Below are 24,397 nucleotides of genomic sequence, written 5' to 3'. Positions count from 1 at the left end.
GTTACCGCCCCTTCCCTGAAATGAATGAGAAAATTTGGTTTTCCCTTGCTTTCATTTCTTTCGGTGTATATTTCCCAAGCTCCAATATATCATCGATATTCCCATCTTTTACAAGAATCAATCGATCTGCTCTACAAGCTGCTTTGATATCATGTGTCACCATAACGATCGATTGAGAATTCTGATTAATCTCTGTCAAAATATCTAATATTATCGTCCCTTGCTCTTGACTGAGCGCCCCTGTTGGCTCATCGGCAAAAATAACTTCAGGCGAGTTACTCAGCGCACGAGCAATGGCTGCTCGCTGCTGTTGCCCACCAGATACTTGAGATGGCAAGCGATCACTCTGTACTTCAATGTCCATCATTTTCAACAACATAGTCGCCCGCTCATCCATTTCGCTTTTACTACGTCCAGCCACATATCCTGGAAATGCAACATTTTCGAACAGAGTAAAATCTGGAATTAGATTTATGGACTGATATACATAACCAATTTTGTTGGACCGAAAATCAGTTATCTCTTTTTCTGAATATTCGTCGATCCGTTGCCCTTTGAAATACACTTTTCCAGAAGTCAGACTATCTAGACCACTTAGCAAGTATAAAAGCGTTGATTTACCCGATCCTGAACTGCCCATAATGACAGTGAAATCACCTTCATACAGTTTAAGATTAACATTTTTTGCTGCATGAAATTGTTCCAATCCAGTGGAATAGCACTTACACAAGTCAACTGCTTCGATCATTACTGTCTTTTTGATATTAGCCGTTATCATACATATATCCCCTATCAAATTACATTTTATTTTATTATTTTAAAATTTTTACATTAATTTCGTTGAAGAAGTCCTTACGCTTCTCCCCCATGCCTATGAAGCAAATAATAACGGAGTTAAACAGCATATATTAGTAATTTATATTGTTATGATCTTGGGTTGGGTAAAAAGTAACTATTCACTGAGGTGTATTAAGCATGATGTCGAGATGACCGGTAAAGCATAGCAGCAAACCGTCTCATTCATCTAGATTCGTGGGGTTAAAGTGGATTGTAATTAATTATTTATTTCCAATGTGTAAATTACCTGTATCAGAGACAAGATTAATCAATGGGCCGCCGTCACCGATATAACCATCTTTGTAATGAGGCAATGTAACATTTATTTTCCCTGAGTCTGTCTCTAGTTTGGTACGAAGCGCTTCAGGCGCTTGGGCCGTCTGTATATTAATATTCCCTGTGTCCGTTGTAGCGATGATGTCGTAGTTAATTTTCTCAAGAGCTATAGCAACATTCCCGGTGTCTGATTTTATGTCAAACAAACCCTCAATTACATTAACTTCAATACGACCAGTATCACTAGCAAGCCGATATTCACTAACATTAACCGAGTATACATTAATGTTCCCTGTATCCGTATCTATCTGAAGCTGTTTCATCTTCACAGCGGGTATGCCTACAGTAAGCTGCAGATCCGTATAGAGATCAAAAAGGCGCATTCTACTGTTCTGTATAATCTCAACTTGGACACGACCATGGTCTTCCTTAACATTTAAATGGTAATCTTTTATTGATTTTTTTGTCGCCTTTACCTCTAGTGTCGCTTGGATCTCATTCCCCTTAACTGGGATTACTTTCACAGATCCTGTCTCTGCAACAATATTTAGATCCGTTACTTGATCCGCTTGGATGTTCTTAGTTATTGCAAGCTCCCCTACATTAAAAGGGGAATTCCCCATCATATACATCGCAATATTACCAATGATAGCAACGATAATTAAAACAATGGCAACCCTCAATATATTTCGTGGATTTTTAATCAATTTAGATCATATCCTTCCTATGACTCTCAGGTTATGCTGCAAGTAATGAATAACAAGTTTATAATATACACCAGTGCATTTCATAGCTCCGATCAATAACAACAGTCCTAAGCCTACAAAGCCCAGCATGAGAAAGAAGTCGTTGATGAAGATAGAGACCAACTGGTGCTGAATAAACAACAGGATTGGTGATATTATCAAAAAGAATGCGAACCCATACACTCCAGCAAACAATAATAGCGAGGCAACAAACGGCAGCAAAACAATGATCAAGTTGAACAAACCTAAACTAACTGTCGCCATAACTGCCTTAGTTACGGTAGGAAGCGAAGGTGATCTTCCTGCCTTCTGAATTTCAGTCTGAGCAAGCACCTCACGAGCGACCAGTCTCGGATTTCCTAGCCTGCTGATTATCTCTTTCTCTGAACGTCCCTTTAATTCTGCCTGTTCAAAGTGCTCGCCATAATCTGCCATAATTTCTTCTCGTTCATCTGGTGGAAGTGGCTTTAGATATTGAAACAACTCGGTTAAATACATCTCTTTACTCATCCAAACCTCCCTGAACCATCTCTTGTACTCCTCCAGCAAACTTTCCCCATTCAGTTACAAGCTCATTCATTACTTTCCTTCCTTGATCCGTAATCTTGTAGTACTTCCGCGGGGGTCCTTCCATCGATTCAAATAAATAGGTAGAAAATAAACCTTCAGAGGCAAGCCTTCTTAGCAACGGATAAATCGTGCCTTCCGCTATTTCAAATCTCTGTGAAATCTGTTCCACTAGTTCATATCCATAACGATCTTTGTTAGCCGTCAAGACGAGAACACAAAGCTTCAACACACCTTTCTTAAATTGAATATTCAATATTCTTCACCATCACTTTACTCAGTACTGTGTAATACTCAATACCTTTATATACATATATTAACATCCACTACTGTTTATTGCAAGGTACATGTCATTATATTATTTTTCATGTTACAATCATTACAGCTGAACTCCCTTGTCAAGTAAACATATATATAAAAACATCACTAAACAGCCTTGGTTCGGTTCTTAACCGGACTAAGGTTGTTTAGTGTCTTCTGAAACCGTTCATTGTTATAGAACGCTAAATGTATTGCAAACCTTACTGAAGCTTTCTTTAATAATATCGCAACCCTTCTTTAAATTCCCCATATCTATCGTCAGGGGAGGCATAATTTTGATCACCGTATCATTGCGACCTGCTCTTTCAATAATGAGCCCATTTTTAAAACAGATAGATGTAATATCACGGGCTACAGCTTCACCCAGATGAGATACATCAATGCCCCAGATCATGCCAATACCACGAATTTGAATGCCACGTTCTATTGATTCAATTTCATTTTTCAAATAATGTTTCAGAAAAGCCTCCTTTTCACTCACTTGATTCTCAAGTCTCTCTGTCATTCTCAGCTCTAAAGCAGCTTTGGCCGCAACAAAGGCAAGCTGATTCCCTCTGAATGTCCCATTGTGCTCTCCTGGAGCCCATATATCCAATTCTGGTTTTATAAGAAGTAAGGACATAGGTAACCCATATCCACTAATCGATTTGGACAAAATAACGATATCAGGAATGATACCCGCTCGTTCAAACGAGAAGAAAGGTCCCGTTCTACCGCAGCCTACTTGGATATCATCAACGATCAACAAAATATCATAGTCGTCACATAAATGCCGCAGTTTTTGCAACCATTCAATCTCAGCTACATTTACACCGCCCTCCGCTTGAACAGTTTCCAATATAATCGCCGCTGGTTTTTCGATCCCGGAATGCGTATCACAAAAGATCTGTTCCATATATCTGATGGTATCCAATCCTTCAAATGACTGACCGTAAGGAATAAAGGTAACATTACTTAGCGGCATCCCCGCACTTTCACGCATCGATTTGCTACTGGTGACCGACAAGCTACCTAGTGACATTCCATGAAAGCCGCCCATAAAAGCAAAGACGCCCGTTCTATTCTTCACCTTCCGTGCAAGCTTTAATGCTGCCTCCACAGCATTTGTCCCCGTCGGACCACAAAATTGTAGCTTATAGTTCAATGATTGGGGTTCTAAAATGTGTTCCGAAAAAGAAACTATAAATTCTTCCTTCGCTTTGGTATACATATCCAATCCATGCATAATCCGGTCTGATGCGACATATTCCATAATTTTAGATTTCATAAATTCGTTGTTATGACCGTAATTAAGTGCACCGGCTCCCGCAAAAAAATCGATATAAGATTCACCTGTTTCTGTGAACATTTGATCACCCTTCGCTTTATCGAAAACGACTGGAAAACTTCTGCAATAAGACCTAACATTGGACTCTAGCATTTCGAACGTCTTCATCTTCTCTTCATCCTCCTCGTCAATCTTAGTTTTCGTTTTTCATTGTGGCCATACCTAGATATCAACTTCGCGTACTCCCGGCGTTCTAATCGTTTCTGGTTCGATAGTCTGGCTGAAAAACTCTCTAAGTTCACGGTTACGATGAGCGATAATACCAACAATAAGAAGACCTACACCAGAAATCACGGTGATATATGACCAGTCAAACACTTCCAATGTAGCACCGTATACCCACATACCGACGGGTACTGCAATGGTGGTGACCGTACTTACCACACCCAAAATACTAGCTCTCATATGCTCAGGGATATAAATTTGTACATAAGAGAGCATTGGGATATTTCCCATTGTATTGAATACACCTGTAAACGCTAATACGATCATATATCCGACCATAAGTACAATGTGTACATTAGTATCAATGATCGGCCATTTCGGAAACATCCACAAAATAATCATTAGCGCTTGAAGCTGAATAAGAATGAAAATTTTATTTGTTACAAACCGATTGATTTTGGGGACCGATACGAGCAAAGCCCCAACTATAACACCTGTTGCTAATGCTGCTTCAATATATGACAACTGCTCTGGCGACATTTTCAGTGCCTGATAGACAATAAAAGGTAATATGAGAGATAAAGCAGGTCCAATGATAAAGTTAATAATTACGAAGATTGTCAACAGATACTTAATGGCAGCACGTTGTTTAATGTAGTGGTAGACATCCTTCAAACTGTCCAAATAACGTTTCTGCTCTACCGTATGATCCTTTCTAACTGTAAATATCAATAGCATATTAAGAAAACCTGAAAGAATAAATGATACTCCATCCAGCAAAAAGATTTTCTCCAGACCAAATTTACTGTATGCTACAGCTCCAATTACTGGACCCAATATACTGATCAGAGCACCTATACCCTGATTGCTGGAGTTCACGGCAGCTACCTTTTCCGTAGCAACTATATTGGGAACAGACGCATTTACCGCTAGCATAAAAAAAGCTTGAAGTGTGCTAAGCACCATCGCATACACGATAAATAACATAATGCTGTCATGAAAGAATTGAAACATGAACATCAACAGCAAGATAGAAATACCGCTAAGTAAATCTGTAATCACCATAATTCGTTTTTTATTGCTCCGATCAACAAACACTCCTGCAAAAATATTAACAAATATACCTGGAATGTAAGTAAAACTTAACACAAGAGCAAACATACTTGCTGAACCTGTTAAATCTAAAATATAAAGACTCAGCGCAAAGCGAAAAACAGACGTTCCAAGCTCGGAGATTAACCGACTTAAACTGAAAATAGCAATGTTTCTTGAATCCCTCATATGTTTACACCTTTCAATTGTCCAGAAGTATAACCATGTATTTGTTTTTGTGCTACCTCATCCAGCAAATCGCGAATGGAATCCTTGTCTTCCTCGCAAGGGAGCACCATCGTAATATGAATATTGTTGCCCTTGTGCCAGGTCATGTAGAGAATCCGATTCGGATCGTCACAATTCACACCTTCTGCATCCAAATAATCTAAATCCGCTTCTTCACTAAGCTCGCCTAAATAATTGAAATTGATAGGCATCTCCTCAAAAGCATTGAGAAGTGCATTTCTAGCATCTAAAAATGCTGGCTCTACCGATTCGTTGTACAACAGATTAGCAAAATGGATGTTATGATCAGATGCTAACTGTATTTTTTGTGTTATCATTTCACACTGAATATCGATATCCTTTTCACTATTAAGCAAGAGCGGAATGTAATCAATACATTCACCGACGATATCAAAATATGATTCATCAGCATACTGTCTCCCAAAGTGGGTCATCCACATCGGTATCTGCTCCATGTCAAAGTAAGTGCTGAAAAATCTCACAAAAATACCCATCGCTGTCTTCCACTTATCCTCAGCATCAAGCTGATCCGATTGAATGTCTATCTTGATGTCATGGTTAATAATAGTCATCAACGTATCGTTGCTGTGACGTTGCATTCTTGTGGCAATCTGTCTCGAAGAAGTACCAAAACTGTGAATATCATAGACTTCATTGAATTTAGTAGCTGATATGCGTTCTGGACCTCTGCAAATTTGAGCAATAAAGTCTGTAAAAGTTACACCTCGTTTGTTCTCAATAACCATTCCTTGATTCAGGGTCTCATAATGTTCATTCACTTGATTACGCAGAATCTCATTACTCATGTAATCAAAGATCGTATGAGAGAATGGGAGCAACAACAAATATTCTTTCACATTCTGCTTGATAAGTAGCACACGGTACATGATTGAATCAGAATCCAAATAGGGTTTAATGAAGAACTTGTCCATTAATAATCTCAGGATATCCATTTGTGTATTAGGATCAAAGTGAGAAATATCAATCATGGGTAAATTCAAATGTTCCGGCTGCTCATAAAGCTGCCAGTAACAATCCTCATCTCCCTTCCCTTGAACCAGTACACTTCGCATCACTTCTTCATTAGATACAATGTGTTGTAGCGTCTGTCGTAACCGTTCTGGATGAATTGCCTTATGCCATTTCACCATCGTTCCTGAAACATCCCTATGTTTAAAGTGATACATTTGGGACGGTGAAATGTCATATTCTTTTACCACTTGACCGCTTATTATTTCGTCCGTATACAACGCCTGCATTCGCTCAATGGGTGCAAGTATGCTGTCCACCCAATGTGAAGATTGTCCCTGCTGTAAATTAAGAATTGCGTTAAACGCCTGTCGACTTATTTTCTGCTCTAAATACCCTACAGGAAGTTCATCAAAGTCAATGATGTAATGCGGTTGAATAGTATGATCAAGCTGTTCTGTAATCAGAAGTTCAATTTCTGACCTCAGCGCCTCATCAAGACCAGAAATGTGGAGGACTGAGTATTCATCGTCCTCAACCAAATAAGTCATCCATCTGCATGTCCGTTGTATATTCTCGCTGAGCCACTGTTCTGCTATCTGGATATCGGTAATCTGATGTTTATGAAGAACCATCGATTTATTCACATAAACCGCTAATTCGGCAGGTGTTTGATGTGCAAATACTTGGTTAATACTCACATCCCATCCGAATTCCATCAGCTTCGATACCATTTGAATTGCTTTTAATGAATGCCCGCCGAGTTCAAAAAAGTTGTCATATATGCTAACGCGCTCGATCCCAAGAATCTTAGACCAAATCTGTACGATTTCACTCTCTATCTCGTTTCTTGGCGCTGTATATTCTAACTTGCTTCCACTATATTCCGGCTCAGGTAGCGCTTTGCGGTCCACCTTCCCATTCACATTCAATGGGAGTTGTTCCATAAATACAAATGCGGACGGAATCATATAATCAGGCAATTGCTGATTCAAATATTCTTTAACAGAATGAACTGTTAATTCACCTTCTGCCACCACATAAGCGCAAAGGAATTTGTTGGTTTCTTCGTTATGCTTGACGAGAATCACTACCTCCTTGACGGCTGGATGACTGAGAAGGTAGTTTTCGATTTCCCCAATTTCAACTCGAAAACCTCTAATTTTAACCTGATTGTCCATTCTTCCAATATACTCAATCGTACCGTCTGGAAGCCATTTCGCCGCATCCCCTGTCCGATAGACTCGGTCACCTTCTATAAATGGGTTCGGCATAAATTTCTGTCTGGTCAACTCTTCATTGTTTATATACCCGCGTGCAACACCATCTCCTCCGACCCAAAGTTCCCCAGGAACACCAATTGGATTCAAATTACCATTTTTATCTACGATATATGCAGTTGAATTGCTAATTGGCTGTCCAATGGGCACACTCTTCTCAAATGTTTCTTCAATGATAAAACAGCAAGAGAATGAAGTATTCTCCGTTGGTCCATATCCATTCACGATTGTTAATTGTTCGCAGTGATCTCTCACAAGTTGAATATGTTTAGGTGACAATACATCCCCGCCTACGATTAAGTAACGTACAGTGCGAAACATATCCGGCTTTTGTTGAGCGAACTGGGTAAATAGTGGTGATGTTAACCATAAAGTCGTAATGTTATTTTGTTGTATTACCGATTCCACTCGTATCGGGTCCAACAAAGTAAATTTATCGACTAAATATAACCGCGCTCCATTCAGAAGCGCTCCCCAAATATCAAAAATACTGACATCAAATACTGGAGCAGCCGTCTGTAATACCCGATCCTCTTCACTAAAGTGTACATAGTTCGTGTTTTTCACCAGCCGTGCAACGCCAAGATGCTCGATCATTACACCCTTGGGTAGACCTGTAGAACCGGACGTATACATCACGTAAGCGAGATGGTTGGGTTTGGTATCGTGATGAAGATTAGGGGCATTCTTGTCATCTAGTCGGTCATATTCTAGAACGATGACTTCTACTCCATCGATACCCCTGTCTGTATAACAACTCCGGGCAAGCATAATTTCAGCTCCACTGTTCCTAAGGAAATATTCGACCCTATCCATTGGATAATCCGGATCAATCGGAAGGTACGCCCCTCCGGCTTTCAGAATAGCAAGCATCCCGATTATCATCTCTAAAGTACGGTCACCTATAATTGCAACAATTCGGTCAGGGCCAATTCCTTTGTTCCGTAATATTCGGGCAAGCTGGTTCGCTTTAGCATTTAGCTCACGGTAAGTCAGCTCCGTATCATTACATACAAGCGCGATCCGATCTGCATTATAAGAAGCTTGCTCCTCAAACAGTTCATGTATAGTCTGGTGAGGATAGTTTGTTGTTGTACCATTGAAGTCAACGACAATCTGACGACGTTCTTCCTCCAGCAACAGACCAATACTGGATAGTTTCATCTGCATGTTATCTGTCACAGCTCGTAAAATATGAATGTAGTGAGCAATGAATCGTTCTATCGTACTTTTCTTGAAAAGCTTAACCCCATATTCAACATCCAAACGGATATCCAACTTATCTTCTGTAGCTGTAACCATTAAATCAAATTTGGAGGATTTGTTATCAAACGGATACAATTCCATATGCAGACCGTCTAACTGAATCTCTTCCACCCCGATATTGTCTACCGCAAACATTGTGTCAAACAGTGGATTCCGACTTACATCGCGTTGAATATCCAATTTTTCGATGAGATCCTCATATTGAACCTGTTGATTCTCAAACGCTTGTATCGTATGTTCTTTTACTTCTTCTAGAAAGTCTTTGAAGCGCTTATTTCCTTCTGGATGACTGCGAATCGCAAGTGTATTCACGAAAATGCCTATAACATTTCCTAATTCTTTTTGAGATTTTCCGGCTGACGGTGTTCCGACAATAATATCTTCTTGATTTGCGTATTTAGATAGCAAAACGTTATATGCCGCAAGTAAAAACATATACAATGTAGACCCTGTTTCAGTAGCTAATTCTATTATTCTTAAGCTTAAGTCCCTATCGATTGTGACAGAAATACTATCTCCCTCGAAGCTCTGCATCTGTGGCCTTGGATAATCGGTAGGAAGTGTTAATACTGGCAATTCACCCTTGAGACGCTCCAACCAATATTGCTCCTGACTCCTAAACTGTTCGCTTTGAAGCACCTTACTCTGCCAGACTGCATAATCTTTATATTCAATCTGTGGTACATTTTCGCTTAGCTTACCACCACTGTATAGAAGACCCAGTTCATCTACCAAAAGACGGATCGATGCCCCATCAGAAATAATGTGATGCATATCGATCATCAATATATGCTTGTCCTTGTTCAATATTGCCAATCCCACCCGAATTAACGGGGCTTTTCTCAAATCAAACGGTGTGACAAATTGCTTAACGGTATCGGCAATGACGCCCTTCTCATCGCTAATCTCCATCTCATGAATGGTAAACGGAGCATCCTTATGCACAATTTGTATCAGTTCCCCGTCTTTAAGCTGGAACGAAGTTCTAAAAGCAGCGTGTCTGTGAATAAGAACATCGAACGTATGCTGTAGTTGCTTACGATCCAGCCTGCCGGTCAATTGCATAACAAATGGCATATTGTAGGCTGTACCTGCTCCTTCTAACTCGTTTAGGATCAACAACCGTTTTTGTGCAGACGATACCGGATAATGATCTCTTTGCGGTGCGTGTTCAATTCTTGTGTAGACGCTTCGTTCTAAAGTATCAATGCACACAGCCATCTGTTCAAGTATCGGATTATGAAATACTCCGCTTAATGGAAGCTCTACGTGGAAGGCTTCATTGATACTCGCTGTCAACGTGGCCGCTTTTAATGAATGCCCTCCAAGCTCAAAGAAATGACTATTCGCCCCAATAGGTGAGACCTTGAGAACATCCGTCCAAATACCCGCAAGCTTCTTTTCGGTTTCATTGCGAGGCGCGACATCATTGTCTGACGATGCGGATGTAAAATCCGGTTGTGGTAACACATGACGATTCACTTTTCCATTCGCTGTCAGGGGTAGTTCCTCTATAAATATATATTGAGTAGGGATCATATATTCAGGCAATTCCCGAGCTAAATGCCCTCTCAGTTCTCTCACCTTAAGTTCACAAGCCGAAACGATATACGCACACAGTTCCTTCTCTTGATGCTGGTTATCTACTGCTACAACAATAGCCTCCGTGATCTCTGCTTGCTTTAGAATCGCACTTTCAACTTCTCCCAATTCGATTCGGAAACCACGGATTTTCACTTGTTCATCTATACGGCCTAGATATTCCAAATCCCCTTCGGGTAGCCATCTCGCCAGATCGCCAGTTCTGTACATTCTTTCTCCAGGATAAAAAGGATCCTCCATAAATTTGTCCGCTGTCAGGTCAGGATGATTAACATATCCTCTGGCTAAACTATCCCCTGCAATACATAGTTCTCCAGGAGCTCCGATAGGAAGAAGCCTCTTATTATGATCCAAAATATAGACTCTTACGTTGTCGATCGGCTTACCGATGGGAATGTTGTCGTACTTTTCATTCACTTTAAATGCTGAAGTAACAACCGTGTTCTCCGTTGGACCATAATTATTAACGAGCTCATAAGGCGTGTCCTTATATACTCTGAGCTTATCTCCTCCAGTGATCAACATGCGAAGTGAGTGGTTATCTAGTTGGATAAACTGCTCACAAACAGCAGTGGGCAGGAAGCTAACGGAAATTCCCGTTCTATTGTAGTACTCTGCTAACTGTTGTACATCATATCGAATTTCTTCTGAAATAATGTGCAGTTCACTACCTGATAACAGAGTCGGGAAAATTTCCCATACCGAGGCATCAAAACCGAATCCAGCATACTTCGTACATTTATCTGAATCTGTTAGTTTATAATACGTCTGAAACCATTGCGTCATATTACTTAAGGAATGATGCTCGATCATGACTCCTTTTGGCTTACCGGTTGAACCAGAAGTATAGATAATATAGGCCAGATCAGAGGATGAGACTATCGATGACATCGGCGGAAATGACTGTGATTCATTTATCATTTCTTCCAAGTCGATCACTTGAACATTCGAATCCCATGTCTGGATCAAGCTACTTCTGGTTAGCAATAAACTCGCTTGGCTATCCTCAATGATATAAGTAATGCGGTCGCTTGGATATTCATGATCAATTGGAAGGTAAGCTCCCCCAGCCTTCAATACAGCTAACACACTGACAATCATTTCAACTGAATGCTCGACCATAATGGCCGTAATACTCCCCGGCTTGACACCTTTAGCACGTAACGCTAGAGAGAGTCGATTCGCTTGTACGTTCAATTCTTTGTAAGTTATTTGCTGATCTTTGTATACAACTGCGATGTTGTTAGGTCTTCTCTCCACCTGTTCCTCGAACAATTCATGTACCGTACGATTGCGCGAGTATTCCGTAGGAGTGCCATTAAAGTCAACAAGCAATTGATGCCGTTCCATTGGTGACAGCAACTCAATTTCAGAGAGTTTTAGTTCTCTGTTAGCTACGATAGCTCGTAAAATATTTGTGTAATGCTCTAGCAACCTCGCTATCGTGCTGGGTTTAAATAATTTGGTCGCATATTCTGCATCAATCAACAATCCTTGTTCTTGTTCTACCACTGTCAATGTCAAATCAAATTTAGACACATGACCCTCCCATGAATAGGATTGGGTGGTTAGTTCGTTTAAGGCGACCTCCTGAATATCTATATTTTGTAACGTAAACATAGTATCGAACAGTGGGTTGCGGCTCATATCCCGTCTTAATCCGAGTTTTTCTATAAGATCTTCATATTGATACTCTTGATTTTCAAAAGCCTTCAGTGTCGTTTGCTTCATTCCTTCTAGAAAAACAGAGAATGTTTGTTCAGTTTCCGGCCTTACACGTACAGCCAACGTATTGATAAACATACCGATCATATGATTTACATCCGCATGAGATCTACCCGCTGTTGGAGAGCCAATAACGATATCCTCTTGGGATGTATATTTAGATAACAGGACACTGTAAGCGGCAAGCATTACCATATACAACGTTGTTCCCGTTACACTTGCTAGCTGCTTTAACCTAGACGACAGTTCTCCGTCGATTTCTACGGATGCAACAGCCCCTTCGAAACTTTGAACTTGTGGTCTCGGATAGTCAGTCAGCATATTCAAGACTGGAGGGTCATCCACGAATTGATCAAGCCAATAGTTCTCCTGTTGTTCCAAAGCACCGAGACCAACCTGTTTGTTCTGCCAGACCGCATAATCTTTATAGTGGATTCGTATGGCCTCTAGACTAGCCACACTATTATCGTTGTATAGAGCACTGAATTCTTTCACAATAACTCCGATGGAAGAACCGTCAGCTACGATATGATGGATATCAACAATTAATAGATATTGTTCTTCCTGTCGCTTGGCTAATCCAACACGAAGTAAAGGAGCTGATCCCAAATCAAATGGAATAACAAATTTCTCAACAATGTCTTCTATTTCCAGTTCATTATTGATTTCTAAATGATCTATTGCAAAAGATACGCTCTCATGTACCTGTTGAACAGGATTTCCTTTGAGAAAAGCAAAGGAAGTACGTAATGACTCGTGACGTGAAATTAACGTTTTGAATGCCTGTTCTAAACGATTGATATCGAGCTTACCCTCTATCTGCATAACAAAGGGCATATTATAAACGGTGTCCGTGCCTGCCATTCCATTTAGGATAAATAACCGTTTTTGCGCCGAGGAGACAGGATGAAATTCAGCCATCTCGGCTGGTTCTATCGCCGTATAACATACTTCCTCAGCTCCGCTGATTCGTACTGCCATCTCTGCTAATACAGGGTTTTCAAATATGTCAGCCAACGGCAACTCCATTTGGAACTGTTTTTTGATTTCATTGACTAACCTTAAAGCATTTAAAGAATGACCTCCTAATTCAAAGAAATGATCATATACGCCAACGGTGTGCACCTTCAGAATCTCACTCCAGATATCAGCTAATCTTTTCTCTATATCATTACGAGGCTCTATATATGTTCCTTCATACATGATATTTTCTTCAGGTTCAGGTAGTGCCTGGCGGTGAACCTTACCGTTCGCAGTAAGGGGTAGTTGATCAAGAAATATCCAATATGAAGGAATCATATATTCCGGAAGATATCCCTTTACATATTGTCTTATCTCTGATGTGGACACTTCACCATCACATACCACATATGCACATAAAACGTTATGTCCATCGCCCTTATCCCACACCACTACTACTGCCTCTTTAACGGATTCATGCAATTGGATACGGCCTTCAATTTCCCCAATTTCAATCCGAAATCCTCGAATTTTCACTTGATTATCTAGTCTACCGACAAATTCAATCATTCCTTCTGGAAGCCAACTTACGGCATCTCCTGTGCGGTAAATACGTTCTCCTGTAACAAATGGGCTATCGATGAACTTATCCGAAGTCATTTCTTCATTATTAATATAACCTCGAGCAACACCGTCACCACCTACCCACAGCTCACCGGGAACACCGATTGGACTTAATTGTCCATATAAATCGACCACATAAGCCGTGGAATGAGCAATCGGTCCACCGATCGGAATACTCATCTCATCAATCGTATTAATAGTAAAGCAACACGAGAATGTTGTATTTTCTGTCGGGCCGTAACCATTTATGATCGTCGTTCTTTCACACTGTTCTTTCACCCGGTGAATATGTTTAGGAGAAAGAGCATCACCCCCTACGATTAAATAACGGAGTGAATGAAACAGTTGTGGTTGTTCCTGAGCCAATTGGTTAAACAGTGGTGATGTTAACCACATTGTGGTTATATTATATTCACGTAACGCTTCCCCCAACTTTTGTGGATCCAGTATCGATTGCTTATCGATAATGTACAACTCTAAACCGTTCAGCAACGCACCCCATATTTCGAAAGTACAGGCGTCAAACACAGGAGCTCCTGTTTGTAAAATACGATCCCCTTTATTAAAAGGTACATAATTAGTGTTTTTGACCAGCCGCACCACATTTTGATGTTCGACCATAACCCCTTTAGGTCGGCCCGTCGAACCTGAAGTATACATTACGTAGGCCAAGTTAGATGAGGTTAGCTTCGGATAAGGCTGTTGAGAAAAGGAATGGACTTCTCCAGCTTGCTCATCAGCATCAATAACGATCATCTCAACCCCGTTCACCGTACGGTCCGCATAACACTTTGGAGTAACTACCCATTGCGCCTTGCTGTCGAGTAACATATAGTCTATTCGGTCTGTAGGGTATTCCGGGTCAATTGGTAAATAAGCGCCACCTGACTTCAATATCCCAAGCATGCCAACAACAGTGTCCAATGAACGGTCGCCTATGATCCCAACAACCTGATCTGGCTTCACGCCTCTTTGTCTTAATCTAGCTGCAAGATGATCTGCCTTATCATTTAATTCCTTATAGGTGACCCTAATATCCTTATATACGATTGCGATCTGTTGAGAATTTCCCTCAACCTGTGTTTCGAACAATTGAAGGATCGTCTGATCATTCGGATACTCAGATTGGGTATCGTTAAATTCATGAAGTATTTGATTATGTTCTTCGATTGTGACAATAGAAATATCTCGAATCAGCACTTCTGCATTTTGGCTGACCGTGTTTAACACTTGCTCGTAGTGTTGAAACAAGCGGTCCATCATAGCATGATCATATAGGGCAGCATTATATTTGAATTTTACTTTCAAACCATCGTTTGGCATCATGATAAGGTTGAAATCATAATGAGTCTGTTCAAAATCCTCAAGATCACTAATATGAAAGGGTTCATCGGATTTATCTAGCACTTCAGCACTGACAGGATAATTCTGAAAAGCATAAATATGATTGATCAATTTTTGTTTCTTAGAAGATAAGGACTGTATTTCTGCAAGTGGGTAAAAATCGTAGTTTTGCGTTTCTAAGGAGGTTTGTTGAACTTGTTGAATTAATGAAGCAAACGATTGTTGTCCGTGAAATGTAATTCTCGACGGGACTGTGTTAATAAATAATCCTATCATTTGTTCTATTCCTTCCACATCAGCCGGTCGACCCGATGTGACTGAACCAAAGACAACGTCTTCTGTTCGATTGTATCGTCCCATTAACAATGCCCATGCGGACTGTAATACGGTGTTGAGTGTTACTTGATGGGATTTAGCAAGCTGTTCCAACTTGAAAACTGTTTCCTCATGTATCGTATAGTTTCGATCCTCTTGTTGATTCCCCTCACGTTGTAACGTTGCTGGGTCTCGTTCCTTGCCAACTCCATTTCGCCGATTACCAAGAGACGGCAGTTCAATCTCTGAATCATAGTCCCGCAAATAATCGGACCAGTAGGTCTGTGCCTCTTCTCGATCCTGCTGGTCTAACCATTGAATATAATTCGCAAAGGGAGGTGCATCGTCGAGTTCAAGAGGCAAGTCCAGACTTAAAGTTTTGTACACATCAAACAGTTCTTGCACAATGGTTTTTAAACACCAGCCATCTAAAATGATGTGATGATAGCTCCAAATCAACTTATACTTATATTGATCTACATACAACACAGTGGCCCGAAGTAACATGTCCTTGGCCAAGTCAAATCCCTTCTGCTGATCTGCTTCAATAGAATTTCTAATATATCGATCTTGATCTGACGTATTCATATGAGATATATCTTCATAAAAGATGGACATCTTCCGTTCTTTGAACACAATTTGCTTTGGATTTTTCATATTTTCGTGGAGAAAATTCATCCTTAACACATCGTATTTTTGGATTAGAACATTAAAGCTGTCCTCCAACAATTGAACATCCAGTATCCCCGAGACTGTACAAGAAAATTGTTCAAAGTAAGCAGGGGAATCCGTATTTAAATAGGAATGAAACAACATCCCCTCTTGCATTGGGGTTAGGTTATATACCCCCGCAATAGATAGTTTTTTGTTCATGACCATCTCTCCCTGAACATAATTTAATGGTTATAAAACGACATAATGGCTTCTAACTCCTCAATGGACACATCTGCACCTACATCGGAAGGTGTTACCTCTTTCACATCTTTCTCTATACAATGCTTGATCACTTCAGTCAGTTGTTTTTTGAAATAATCCCCAAACTTAGTTATTTCTACTTCCGTATATTCCTGAAGGCTGTACTCGATAAACATCATCAATCCGCCTTCTTCCACTAGTCCCCCGATATTTAATGCAATTTCTCTGTCTGCATCTGGACTTACCGTTTGTCCATATGGAACATCAGAAATGCTAAATACGTCCGTGTTCACATCCGTATCGAATTGCCCCAAATAGTTGAATTTAATCTCCGGTTCTAGGTTAAACTTTATATCCTCACGATTCTCTTCCGTTGTGAGATACCTTAACAGCCCATAACCGATTCCTTTGTTGGGGATCCGTCTTATATTTTCCTTGACCGACTTGATGTGGTAGGATACATCCTGTGAATTTAGCATATCTAACACAACCGGATACACAGAAGTAAACCAGCCCACCGTTCTACTAATATTTATATTTTTTATAATTTCTTCTCTGCCGTGTCCCTCAAGACATACTAAAACTTTCTCCTCACCTGTCCACTGCCGTACAGCTCTCCCCAAGGCAGTGAGCAGAATATCATTGATTTCGGTACTATATGCTCCATGTACTTTTCCCAACAAATTTTCCGTTTCAATCTTCGACAATTGGAAGCTGTATATCAGATTATCTACCACTTTAATCGAATCTGAAGGGCTACTCGACTTAGGTAGCGCCTTTACTTCTAAGCACTCTACTTTGTTCCAATATTCGATTTCCTTTCTCATAACTTTACTGTTCGCATATTCCCTTAACCCTTTTGCCCAAGTTTGGAATGAATCCGTTTTGGCTGGTAGTCGAACCAATTCACCATTCGCTGCCTGATTGTAGGCCATCGTTAAGTCCTCAAACAAAATGCGCCAAGAAATACCATCCATCACGAGATGGTGAATAATGATCGCCAAATGGTCTCCAGCACTATTCTTGAACAAACCCAATTTGACCAAGGGTCCCTGTGCTAAATCTATGCTTCCGTGAAGCCGGTCGATGTCTCGGGATATTTCTATCCGTCCTTCGTCCCCGTCTGGTACTGTTGTTACGAACAAATCAAACCATGAACGCTCTGCCCTATCGTTAAGTCCTTCATTATACTGGGTCCATTTCCCCTCTTCTCGCGTATAAACCATTCTTAATGCATCGTGATGCCTGATCACTTCTGTCAATACTTCTGACAATAGATCTACCTCAAAACCATCCTTTTTGAATAAAACAACAGCTTGGTTCCAGTGATTAACGGGTGAGAAGTCACATTCGAAAAACCATTGTTGAATTGGCGTAAGTTCAACATTCCCTTCTACTGGACTCTGATCTATTTCGCGGTTATTTAACTGAACATATTTAGACAATTTTCTGATCTCGGGATTTTGAAACAGATCTTTCATTCTCAACGTGTAACCACTACTACTCAATTTAGAGGAAATCTGAATCGCCCTGATCGAATCTCCTCCAAGTCCAAAGAAATTATGGTCGATTCCGATCTGTGTAACTCCTAGAACCTCTTCCCAAATCACTGCTAGTACTTGTTCCACTTCATTTCGCGGCGCCGTATAGTCTGCTTTCCAAACTGTGCTTTGATTGGGGGCAGGTAGAGCAGCTCTATCGATCTTACCGCTAATTAATAGAGGCATTTGATCTAGTGTAACGAAATAAGCAGGCACCATATAGTTGGGAAGCGTACTCTCCAGATGATCCTTGAGTGCCCGAAGATAGACATCTTCAAGAGCGGTATCAGATGATTCCATTACCACATAGGCACACAGATATTTACTCCCCTTCTCATCTTCGCGTGCCAGTACCACAGTTTGCTTTATATTCGGATATTGTGAAATACTAACTTCAATCTCCTCTAGCTCGATGCGAAATCCTCTAATTTTGACCTGAAAGTCTTTGCGCCCGATAAACTCCAAATTCCCATCAGGGAGCCAGCGTCCCAAATCTCCAGTTCTATAGAGACGAATATTTCTGCCTTCATCCTTTACAAAAGGATTGTTTATGAACGCCTGAGACGTTCTTTCCGAATCATTAATATATCCTCTACCTACCCCGATGCCAGATACACAGATTTCCCCGAACACCCCAACTGGGCATAATTTCATCTGTTCATCTGTCACATAGAGGGTTACATTGGCAATAGGCTTACCGATTGGAATGTTCTCCATCCCCATTGGTATGCTGTCGATGACGTATTGGCTTATATCGTCAGAAGCCTCCGCTGGACCATAGGCATTAATTAATTTAATGTCAGGGTGTAACTCCAACCATCTCTGAGCCAAATCCGTCTTTATCGTCTCTCCCGTAATCATTAGATAACGCAAAGAACGTAACTGTATCTTTGTTTTTTCCATAGAATCTAACATAACCGCTAGATAGGACGGAACGACTTCTAAGAGAGTAACTTTATCCTCTATCACCCGCTCTATAAATCGCTCCACTTCCATTACAAGTTCATTTGGATAAATCGTTGTTGTACCACCTAGTGCGAGTGCGGCGAAACATTGCCAGACTGAAATATCAAAACAAATATTTGCATTTTGGGCAAATACGAGATCGCCATTCAACCCTAGTTCATCTGCTTCCGCCAAAATATGATTCAGCATGCCGAGATGTTCGATCATTACACCTTTGGGCCTGCCTGTCGATCCAGAGGTAAATAAAATATACGCTAGACTATTTACATCAGACTTAACGCCTACATTGTCATCATTTTCTTCCAATAATTCAGATTCAATCTGATCAAGACATACAATGAGTCCACCGTATAAAGCATCCAATCCATCCTTCAAATATTCAGAACGGGTAATTAGCACTTGAGCGCCAGAATCTTCTAATATGCCTGCTTTGCGCTTTACACCATACTCAATATCGATAGGAACGTAAGCTCCGCCTGCCTTCCACACGCCGAGCACACTTTGAATAAAGGTAGGAGAACGCTCAAGCATAACGGATACAACCGTATCTGGTTGGAAATTACCTAACCGTCTACGGAGATAATGACCCATTCGATTCGCCTGTGCATTCAGATCCGCATATGTAATCTCTTTGCCACCATACAGCACTGCAACTCGACCTGGCTGTTCCACTGCGAACTGTTCAAACCGTTCATGCACAGTTCGGCTAAAGTCATAATCGGCCCCTCTTCCTGTACATAAATCGATCATTTCCTTATGTTCATTAGACGTCAGCATATCCAGCTCCACTAACAGAAGATCCGGATTAGCAGTGGCTTTATTCAGAATTTCTATTAAATGACGTCCGAATTTCTCTGCTGTATATATCGTAAATAAGTCAGTATTATACTGCAGATCGAAGTGGATCTCCGAAATATCTGTGTACACATCAAGCATAAGATCAAATTTAGCAATATTATTCTTAAGCTCGTATGGTGTCAGAAGCATTCCACCAATATGAATTTCCTGTTCCTCCGTATCTGTCAAATTGAACATGGTGTCAAACAGTGGATTGCGACTTGTATCTCTGGCAACATCAAGCATTTCCACTAATCGCTCAAACGGTAAATCCTGATGGTCAATAGCCGATAGCGTATGCTCCGTAACCTCTTGGACAAAATGACGAAACGTCTTATTACGATCCGGAAAGTTGCGAAGTGCCACAGTATTAATAAACATGCCCAGCATCTGTTGTACATCTTGATGATTTCTGCCTGCTATCGGTGAGCCTACAACGATGTCCTCTTGTCCCGAATATTTCATTAACATTACGTTATAGGCAGCGAGCAACACCGAATACAGAGTAAAGCTTGACTCACTGACAAGTGCCTTGATAGCTCTTGAAAGTTCGGGATTTATCGTGAAATGTAATGTATGACCGTTAAAGCTCTGCAAGGGCGGCCTTCTATAATCCAGCGGGATGTTCAGTACAGGCAAATCACCGCTAAAGTGTTCTAACCAATATGTCTCATGTTCTTTCATCTCTTCGCTGGCAAGCCGTTCGTTCAACCAGACTGCGAAATCCTTATACTGAATCTCGAGTGGTGTCAGTAATTCACCTTTATATAGCTGTTCTAACTCACGCAGCATAATAGCTCCTGACAATCCATCCGAAATAATATGATGCATGTCAATGAGAAGAATATGCTCTTGTTGTCCGGTATGAAGCAGTTGAAACCGTAATAATGGAGCTACCTCTAAATCGAATGGTTGAATAAAAGATGATACCCTTAGATTTATTTCATCGTTAGAAGCGTCTCGCAAATCCACAATCTCTAGCTTACATTCCACTTCTGGATGAATGACCTGTACAATCTCCCCATCAATCACTTGAAAAGATGTCCTAAATCCTTCATGACGTTCGATAAACTTAGTAACTACATGTCTAAAGTACTCAGCATCCAAATAACCTTGAACACGATATGCAAACGGCATATTATAAGCTGTTGATCCCAACTCTTCCAACGTGTGTAAAACAAACATTCTTCTTTGTGCGGGGCTGACCGGGTAATAGTCTTTTATCTCAACTGGTGAAATCTTTGTTGTCGTATATTCGCTTAATCCTTGAATTCGATGTGCCAACTCAACAATGGTCGGAAATTGAAAAACATCCTTCACTTTCACATCCACGCTGAGCTCCCCATTTATTTTAGAAACAATAACAGTTGCTTTCAGAGAGTGACCACCTAATTCAAAAAAGTTAGCCTTAGTACTCACCTTCTCCACTCCTAAAACCTCTCTCCAAATGGTAACCAGCATCTTTTCTATCTCATTGCTGGCGGGTATAAAGGGTGTATCCGATCGCTCGTGAACAAGCTCAGGTAATTGACTGCGGTTGATCTTCCCATTTGCATTAAGCGGCATGTTCTTTAACTGTACCAAGACTTGCGGAATCATATATTCTGGCATACAAGTATATAAATTAGCTTTGATATCGGAAGGTTTGATGTCTATATTTGCCGTGTAATAAGCACATAGATATTTTCCAGTCCCGTTCTCTTCTTTAACGATAACTACAGCCTCTCGAACTTGATCGTACTCTGTTAACCGATGCTCGATCTCACCCAGTTCAATTCGAAAACCTCTAATTTTAACCTGATGATCTTTGCGCCCTATAAATTCGATGTTACCCTCCGGTAGCCATCTTCCCAAATCTCCTGTTTTGTACAATCTAACACCCGACTGTAATGCAAATGGATCATCCATAAAGACCTTTTCCGTTCGCTCTGGATCATTAAGGTAACCTCTTCCAACCGCAATTCCAGCCACACAAATTTCACCGGTCACTCCAATCGGACACAAATGCATTTGAGCATTCACGATATACATACGAATATTAGGCAAAGGCTTCCCAACTGGGATATGTTCTATATATGCTGGTACCTGATCCATAACATATTGACAAATATCATCTGAAGCCTCCGCCGGTCCATAAGCATTCACCATCTTAATATCTGGACAACGAGTAAACCAACGTTTTACAAGTGCAGGGGTAGCTGCTTCCCCGGTAATCATCAAATGCTGCAAACGATGGAATTGAATAGACTTCTCCTCCATTAAATCTAACAAGACCGTTAAATATGAAGGCACAACTTCAAGCAATGTCACCTGATCATCAATAACTTGATTTAAGAACTGCTCAGGTGCAAGTATAAGATCATCTGAATAAATGACTGTTGTTCCACCAAGCACTAAGGCGCCGAAAAACTGCCATACTGAAATATCAAAACAATGATTCGCCGTTTGTGCAAACACGATATTCTCTGACAATGCTAGATCATCTGCTTCGGCCCATATATGATTTAACATGCCGAGATGTTCGATCATTACACCTTTAGGTTTGCCAGTTGATCCAGAGGTAAATAGTGTATATGCCAGGTCGTTAATTGCTACCGGGTGGCTAACATCAGTAGATAAAGCTTCATCTGATGAATATATGAGGTTGCCTACATCTACGAACCTATTCGGATACCGTGCACACAGTCCTTCTTCTACATATTCTGATATAGAGATTACGATCTTAGCATTCGAATCGGCTATGATACCTGCTTTCCTTTCTTCTGGGTAAAGGACATCCACCGGTATATAAGCCGCACCAACTTTCCATACTGCCAAAATACTCTCGACCATGAGCGGGGAGCGTTCCAGCATTACCGCTGCAAAATCACCATGCTGCAGTCCGCGTTCCATAAATATTCTCGCAAGCCGATTCGCATTGCTGTTTAACTGTTCGTAGGTAATTTGCTCCTCTTTATAGATGAGCGCAATTTTTTGTGGATATTTACGTGCTTGCTCTTCAAACAGCTGATGTACAGGCTTGTCGAACCGGTAGGCCGTATCTGTCTGATTAAAATTAGATAATATCCTTTGTTTCTCTTCTACGGTGATCATTTCAATGTCCTGTACTCTAACATTTACATCCTCTAATACTATCGTTACAATTTGTTTCAAGTGGCCTTCTACGTTTCGAAGGAAATCCTCATCATAAACAAATCCGTTATACGTAAACAACACTTCAAGCTCACGCTCTGGAAATACAGTGACGTCCAAATCATAATTTGTGTGTTCTATCATTTCACTATCTATCATTGAAATAAGATGTTCTTCATCGCCATCAACTACCTTATCCAACGGATAATTCTCAAACACGATAATATGGTTAATAAGATTATTCTTAAGTACAGTTCCCGACTGAATATCTGCCAACGAGACATAGTTATATTTGTTCGCATCTAGAATTGAATCATGTACTTCATTCAATAAACCCTTGAAGGTAGAACTTGTATCGTATTTAACTCGTAACGGGATCGTATTAATAAATAAACCGACCATGTTCTCAATCCCTGGTAATTCAGGAGGTCTTCCCGATACTACCGAACCAAAGACAACATCTTCGCTATGATTATATTGTTGTAACAGAATACCCCAAATCGCATGAAACAACGTACTTAACGTAACCTGATTGTCTACAGCAAATTTTTGAAGTCTACTGGTCGTCTCAGCATCCCAGTTAAAATGATATTTTTGGTGATCAAATCCTGCTTCAAGTATCGCACCTTTGGAGGATGGGATAACTGCCCGCAGCTCGTAATCCTCTAAATAATTCCTCCAATATTGTAGAGCTTCTTCTTGATCCTGTTCGCTTAACCATTGAATATAGTCGCTGTATGGATAAAGAGAGCCCAGTTGTAGCCGAATCCCTCCCGCCAAGGAATCATAAATATGAAATAAATCTCGTGCTAGAATACCAAGACACCAGCCATCCATAATAATATGATGAAATCTCCAGATCACTTTATAGATTTGTTCATTGACTTTGAACATAGCCATTCTGATTAATGGCCCTGTCTCCAGATCGAAGCCTTTCTCCTGATCCTGAATTTTATAATCCTCAATCAAACGTTTCTGCTCCTCATCACTATGAGCAGATATATCCTTAAAGTGTATATGTGGTTCACTATTTTCCAAGACAATCTGTAGCGGCTGATCCACATCTGTATAGATGAACACCGTTCTTAAGACGTCATAACGCTCGATCAATTTGATAAAACTCTGCACCATTATCTGCGGTTGAATATCCCCTTTTATTGTAAATGAAACATACTCAGAGTACGCTTCAGAATTGGGTTCCATTAGGGAATGGAACAGGATCCCTTCTTGTGTTGGCGTTAGTGGATATATTTTTTCTATTTCAGGATTGGACACTTGTTATTCACTCCCCATCTACTATACGAACCGGATTAATAACAATCCGGTCCATTCCAATATCTA

General features: G+C 40.5%; 8 protein-coding genes. All 8 read right to left on the bottom strand.

The window, feature by feature from the left end; all coding sequences use genetic code 11:
* Position 1 precedes the first annotated feature (1 nt).
* A complete protein-coding gene (locus UB51_RS01280; RefSeq protein WP_044875732.1) occupies positions 2–778 on the bottom strand; it encodes an ABC transporter ATP-binding protein in 777 nt (258 codons plus the stop codon).
* 280 nt (positions 779–1,058) lie between these two features.
* Positions 1,059–1,820 carry a DUF4097 family beta strand repeat-containing protein gene (locus tag UB51_RS01275; RefSeq protein WP_044875731.1) on the bottom strand — a complete coding sequence of 254 codons (762 nt, stop codon included), beginning with the start codon at positions 1,818–1,820 and terminating at the stop codon, positions 1,059–1,061.
* A 6-nt stretch (positions 1,821–1,826) separates the two neighbouring features.
* On the bottom strand, positions 1,827–2,369 hold the full coding sequence (locus UB51_RS01270; RefSeq protein WP_044875730.1) for a DUF1700 domain-containing protein: 543 nt from the start codon (positions 2,367–2,369) through the stop codon (positions 1,827–1,829).
* The gene (locus UB51_RS01265) at positions 2,362–2,682 is read right to left on the bottom strand and encodes a PadR family transcriptional regulator (RefSeq protein WP_044875729.1); all 321 of its coding nucleotides are present in this window, start codon (positions 2,680–2,682) and stop codon (positions 2,362–2,364) included. Before UB51_RS01265 ends, UB51_RS01270 begins: the two co-directional genes overlap by 8 nt.
* Positions 2,683–2,919: 237 nt before the next feature.
* The gene (gene ectB / locus UB51_RS01260; protein WP_044875728.1) at positions 2,920–4,182 is read right to left on the bottom strand and encodes a diaminobutyrate--2-oxoglutarate transaminase; all 1,263 of its coding nucleotides are present in this window, start codon (positions 4,180–4,182) and stop codon (positions 2,920–2,922) included.
* 54 nt (positions 4,183–4,236) lie between these two features.
* Positions 4,237–5,520 carry an MFS transporter gene (locus UB51_RS01255; RefSeq protein ID WP_044875727.1) on the bottom strand — a complete coding sequence of 428 codons (1,284 nt, stop codon included), beginning with the start codon at positions 5,518–5,520 and terminating at the stop codon, positions 4,237–4,239.
* Positions 5,517–16,538: a non-ribosomal peptide synthetase gene (locus UB51_RS01250; RefSeq protein WP_052675720.1), complete on the bottom strand. Its 11,022-nt coding sequence runs from the start codon at positions 16,536–16,538 to the stop codon at positions 5,517–5,519. Before UB51_RS01250 ends, UB51_RS01255 begins: the two co-directional genes overlap by 4 nt.
* A 23-nt stretch (positions 16,539–16,561) precedes the next feature.
* On the bottom strand, positions 16,562–24,331 hold the full coding sequence (locus UB51_RS01245) for a non-ribosomal peptide synthetase (RefSeq protein WP_044875726.1): 7,770 nt from the start codon (positions 24,329–24,331) through the stop codon (positions 16,562–16,564).
* Positions 24,332–24,397: the final 66 nt, after the last annotated feature.

The sequence above is a fragment of the Paenibacillus sp. IHBB 10380 genome (assembly GCF_000949425.1).
In the GTDB taxonomy this organism is placed as follows: domain Bacteria; phylum Bacillota; class Bacilli; order Paenibacillales; family Paenibacillaceae; genus Paenibacillus_AQ.
This window is presented reverse-complemented; position numbering and strand designations above follow the sequence as displayed.

What these genes read in the sequence shown, in the direction of transcription:
- UB51_RS01280 (WP_044875732.1), bottom strand. Translation starts at nt 778, where the DNA reads ATGATAACGGCTAATATCAAAAAGACAGTAATGATCGAAGCAGTTGAC.
- UB51_RS01270 (WP_044875730.1), bottom strand. Translation starts at nt 2,369, where the DNA reads ATGAGTAAAGAGATGTATTTAACCGAGTTGTTTCAATATCTAAAGCCA.
- ectB (WP_044875728.1), bottom strand. Translation starts at nt 4,182, where the DNA reads ATGAAGACGTTCGAAATGCTAGAGTCCAATGTTAGGTCTTATTGCAGA.
- UB51_RS01255 (WP_044875727.1), bottom strand. Translation starts at nt 5,520, where the DNA reads ATGAGGGATTCAAGAAACATTGCTATTTTCAGTTTAAGTCGGTTAATC.
- UB51_RS01250 (WP_052675720.1), bottom strand. Translation starts at nt 16,538, where the DNA reads ATGAACAAAAAACTATCTATTGCGGGGGTATATAACCTAACCCCAATG.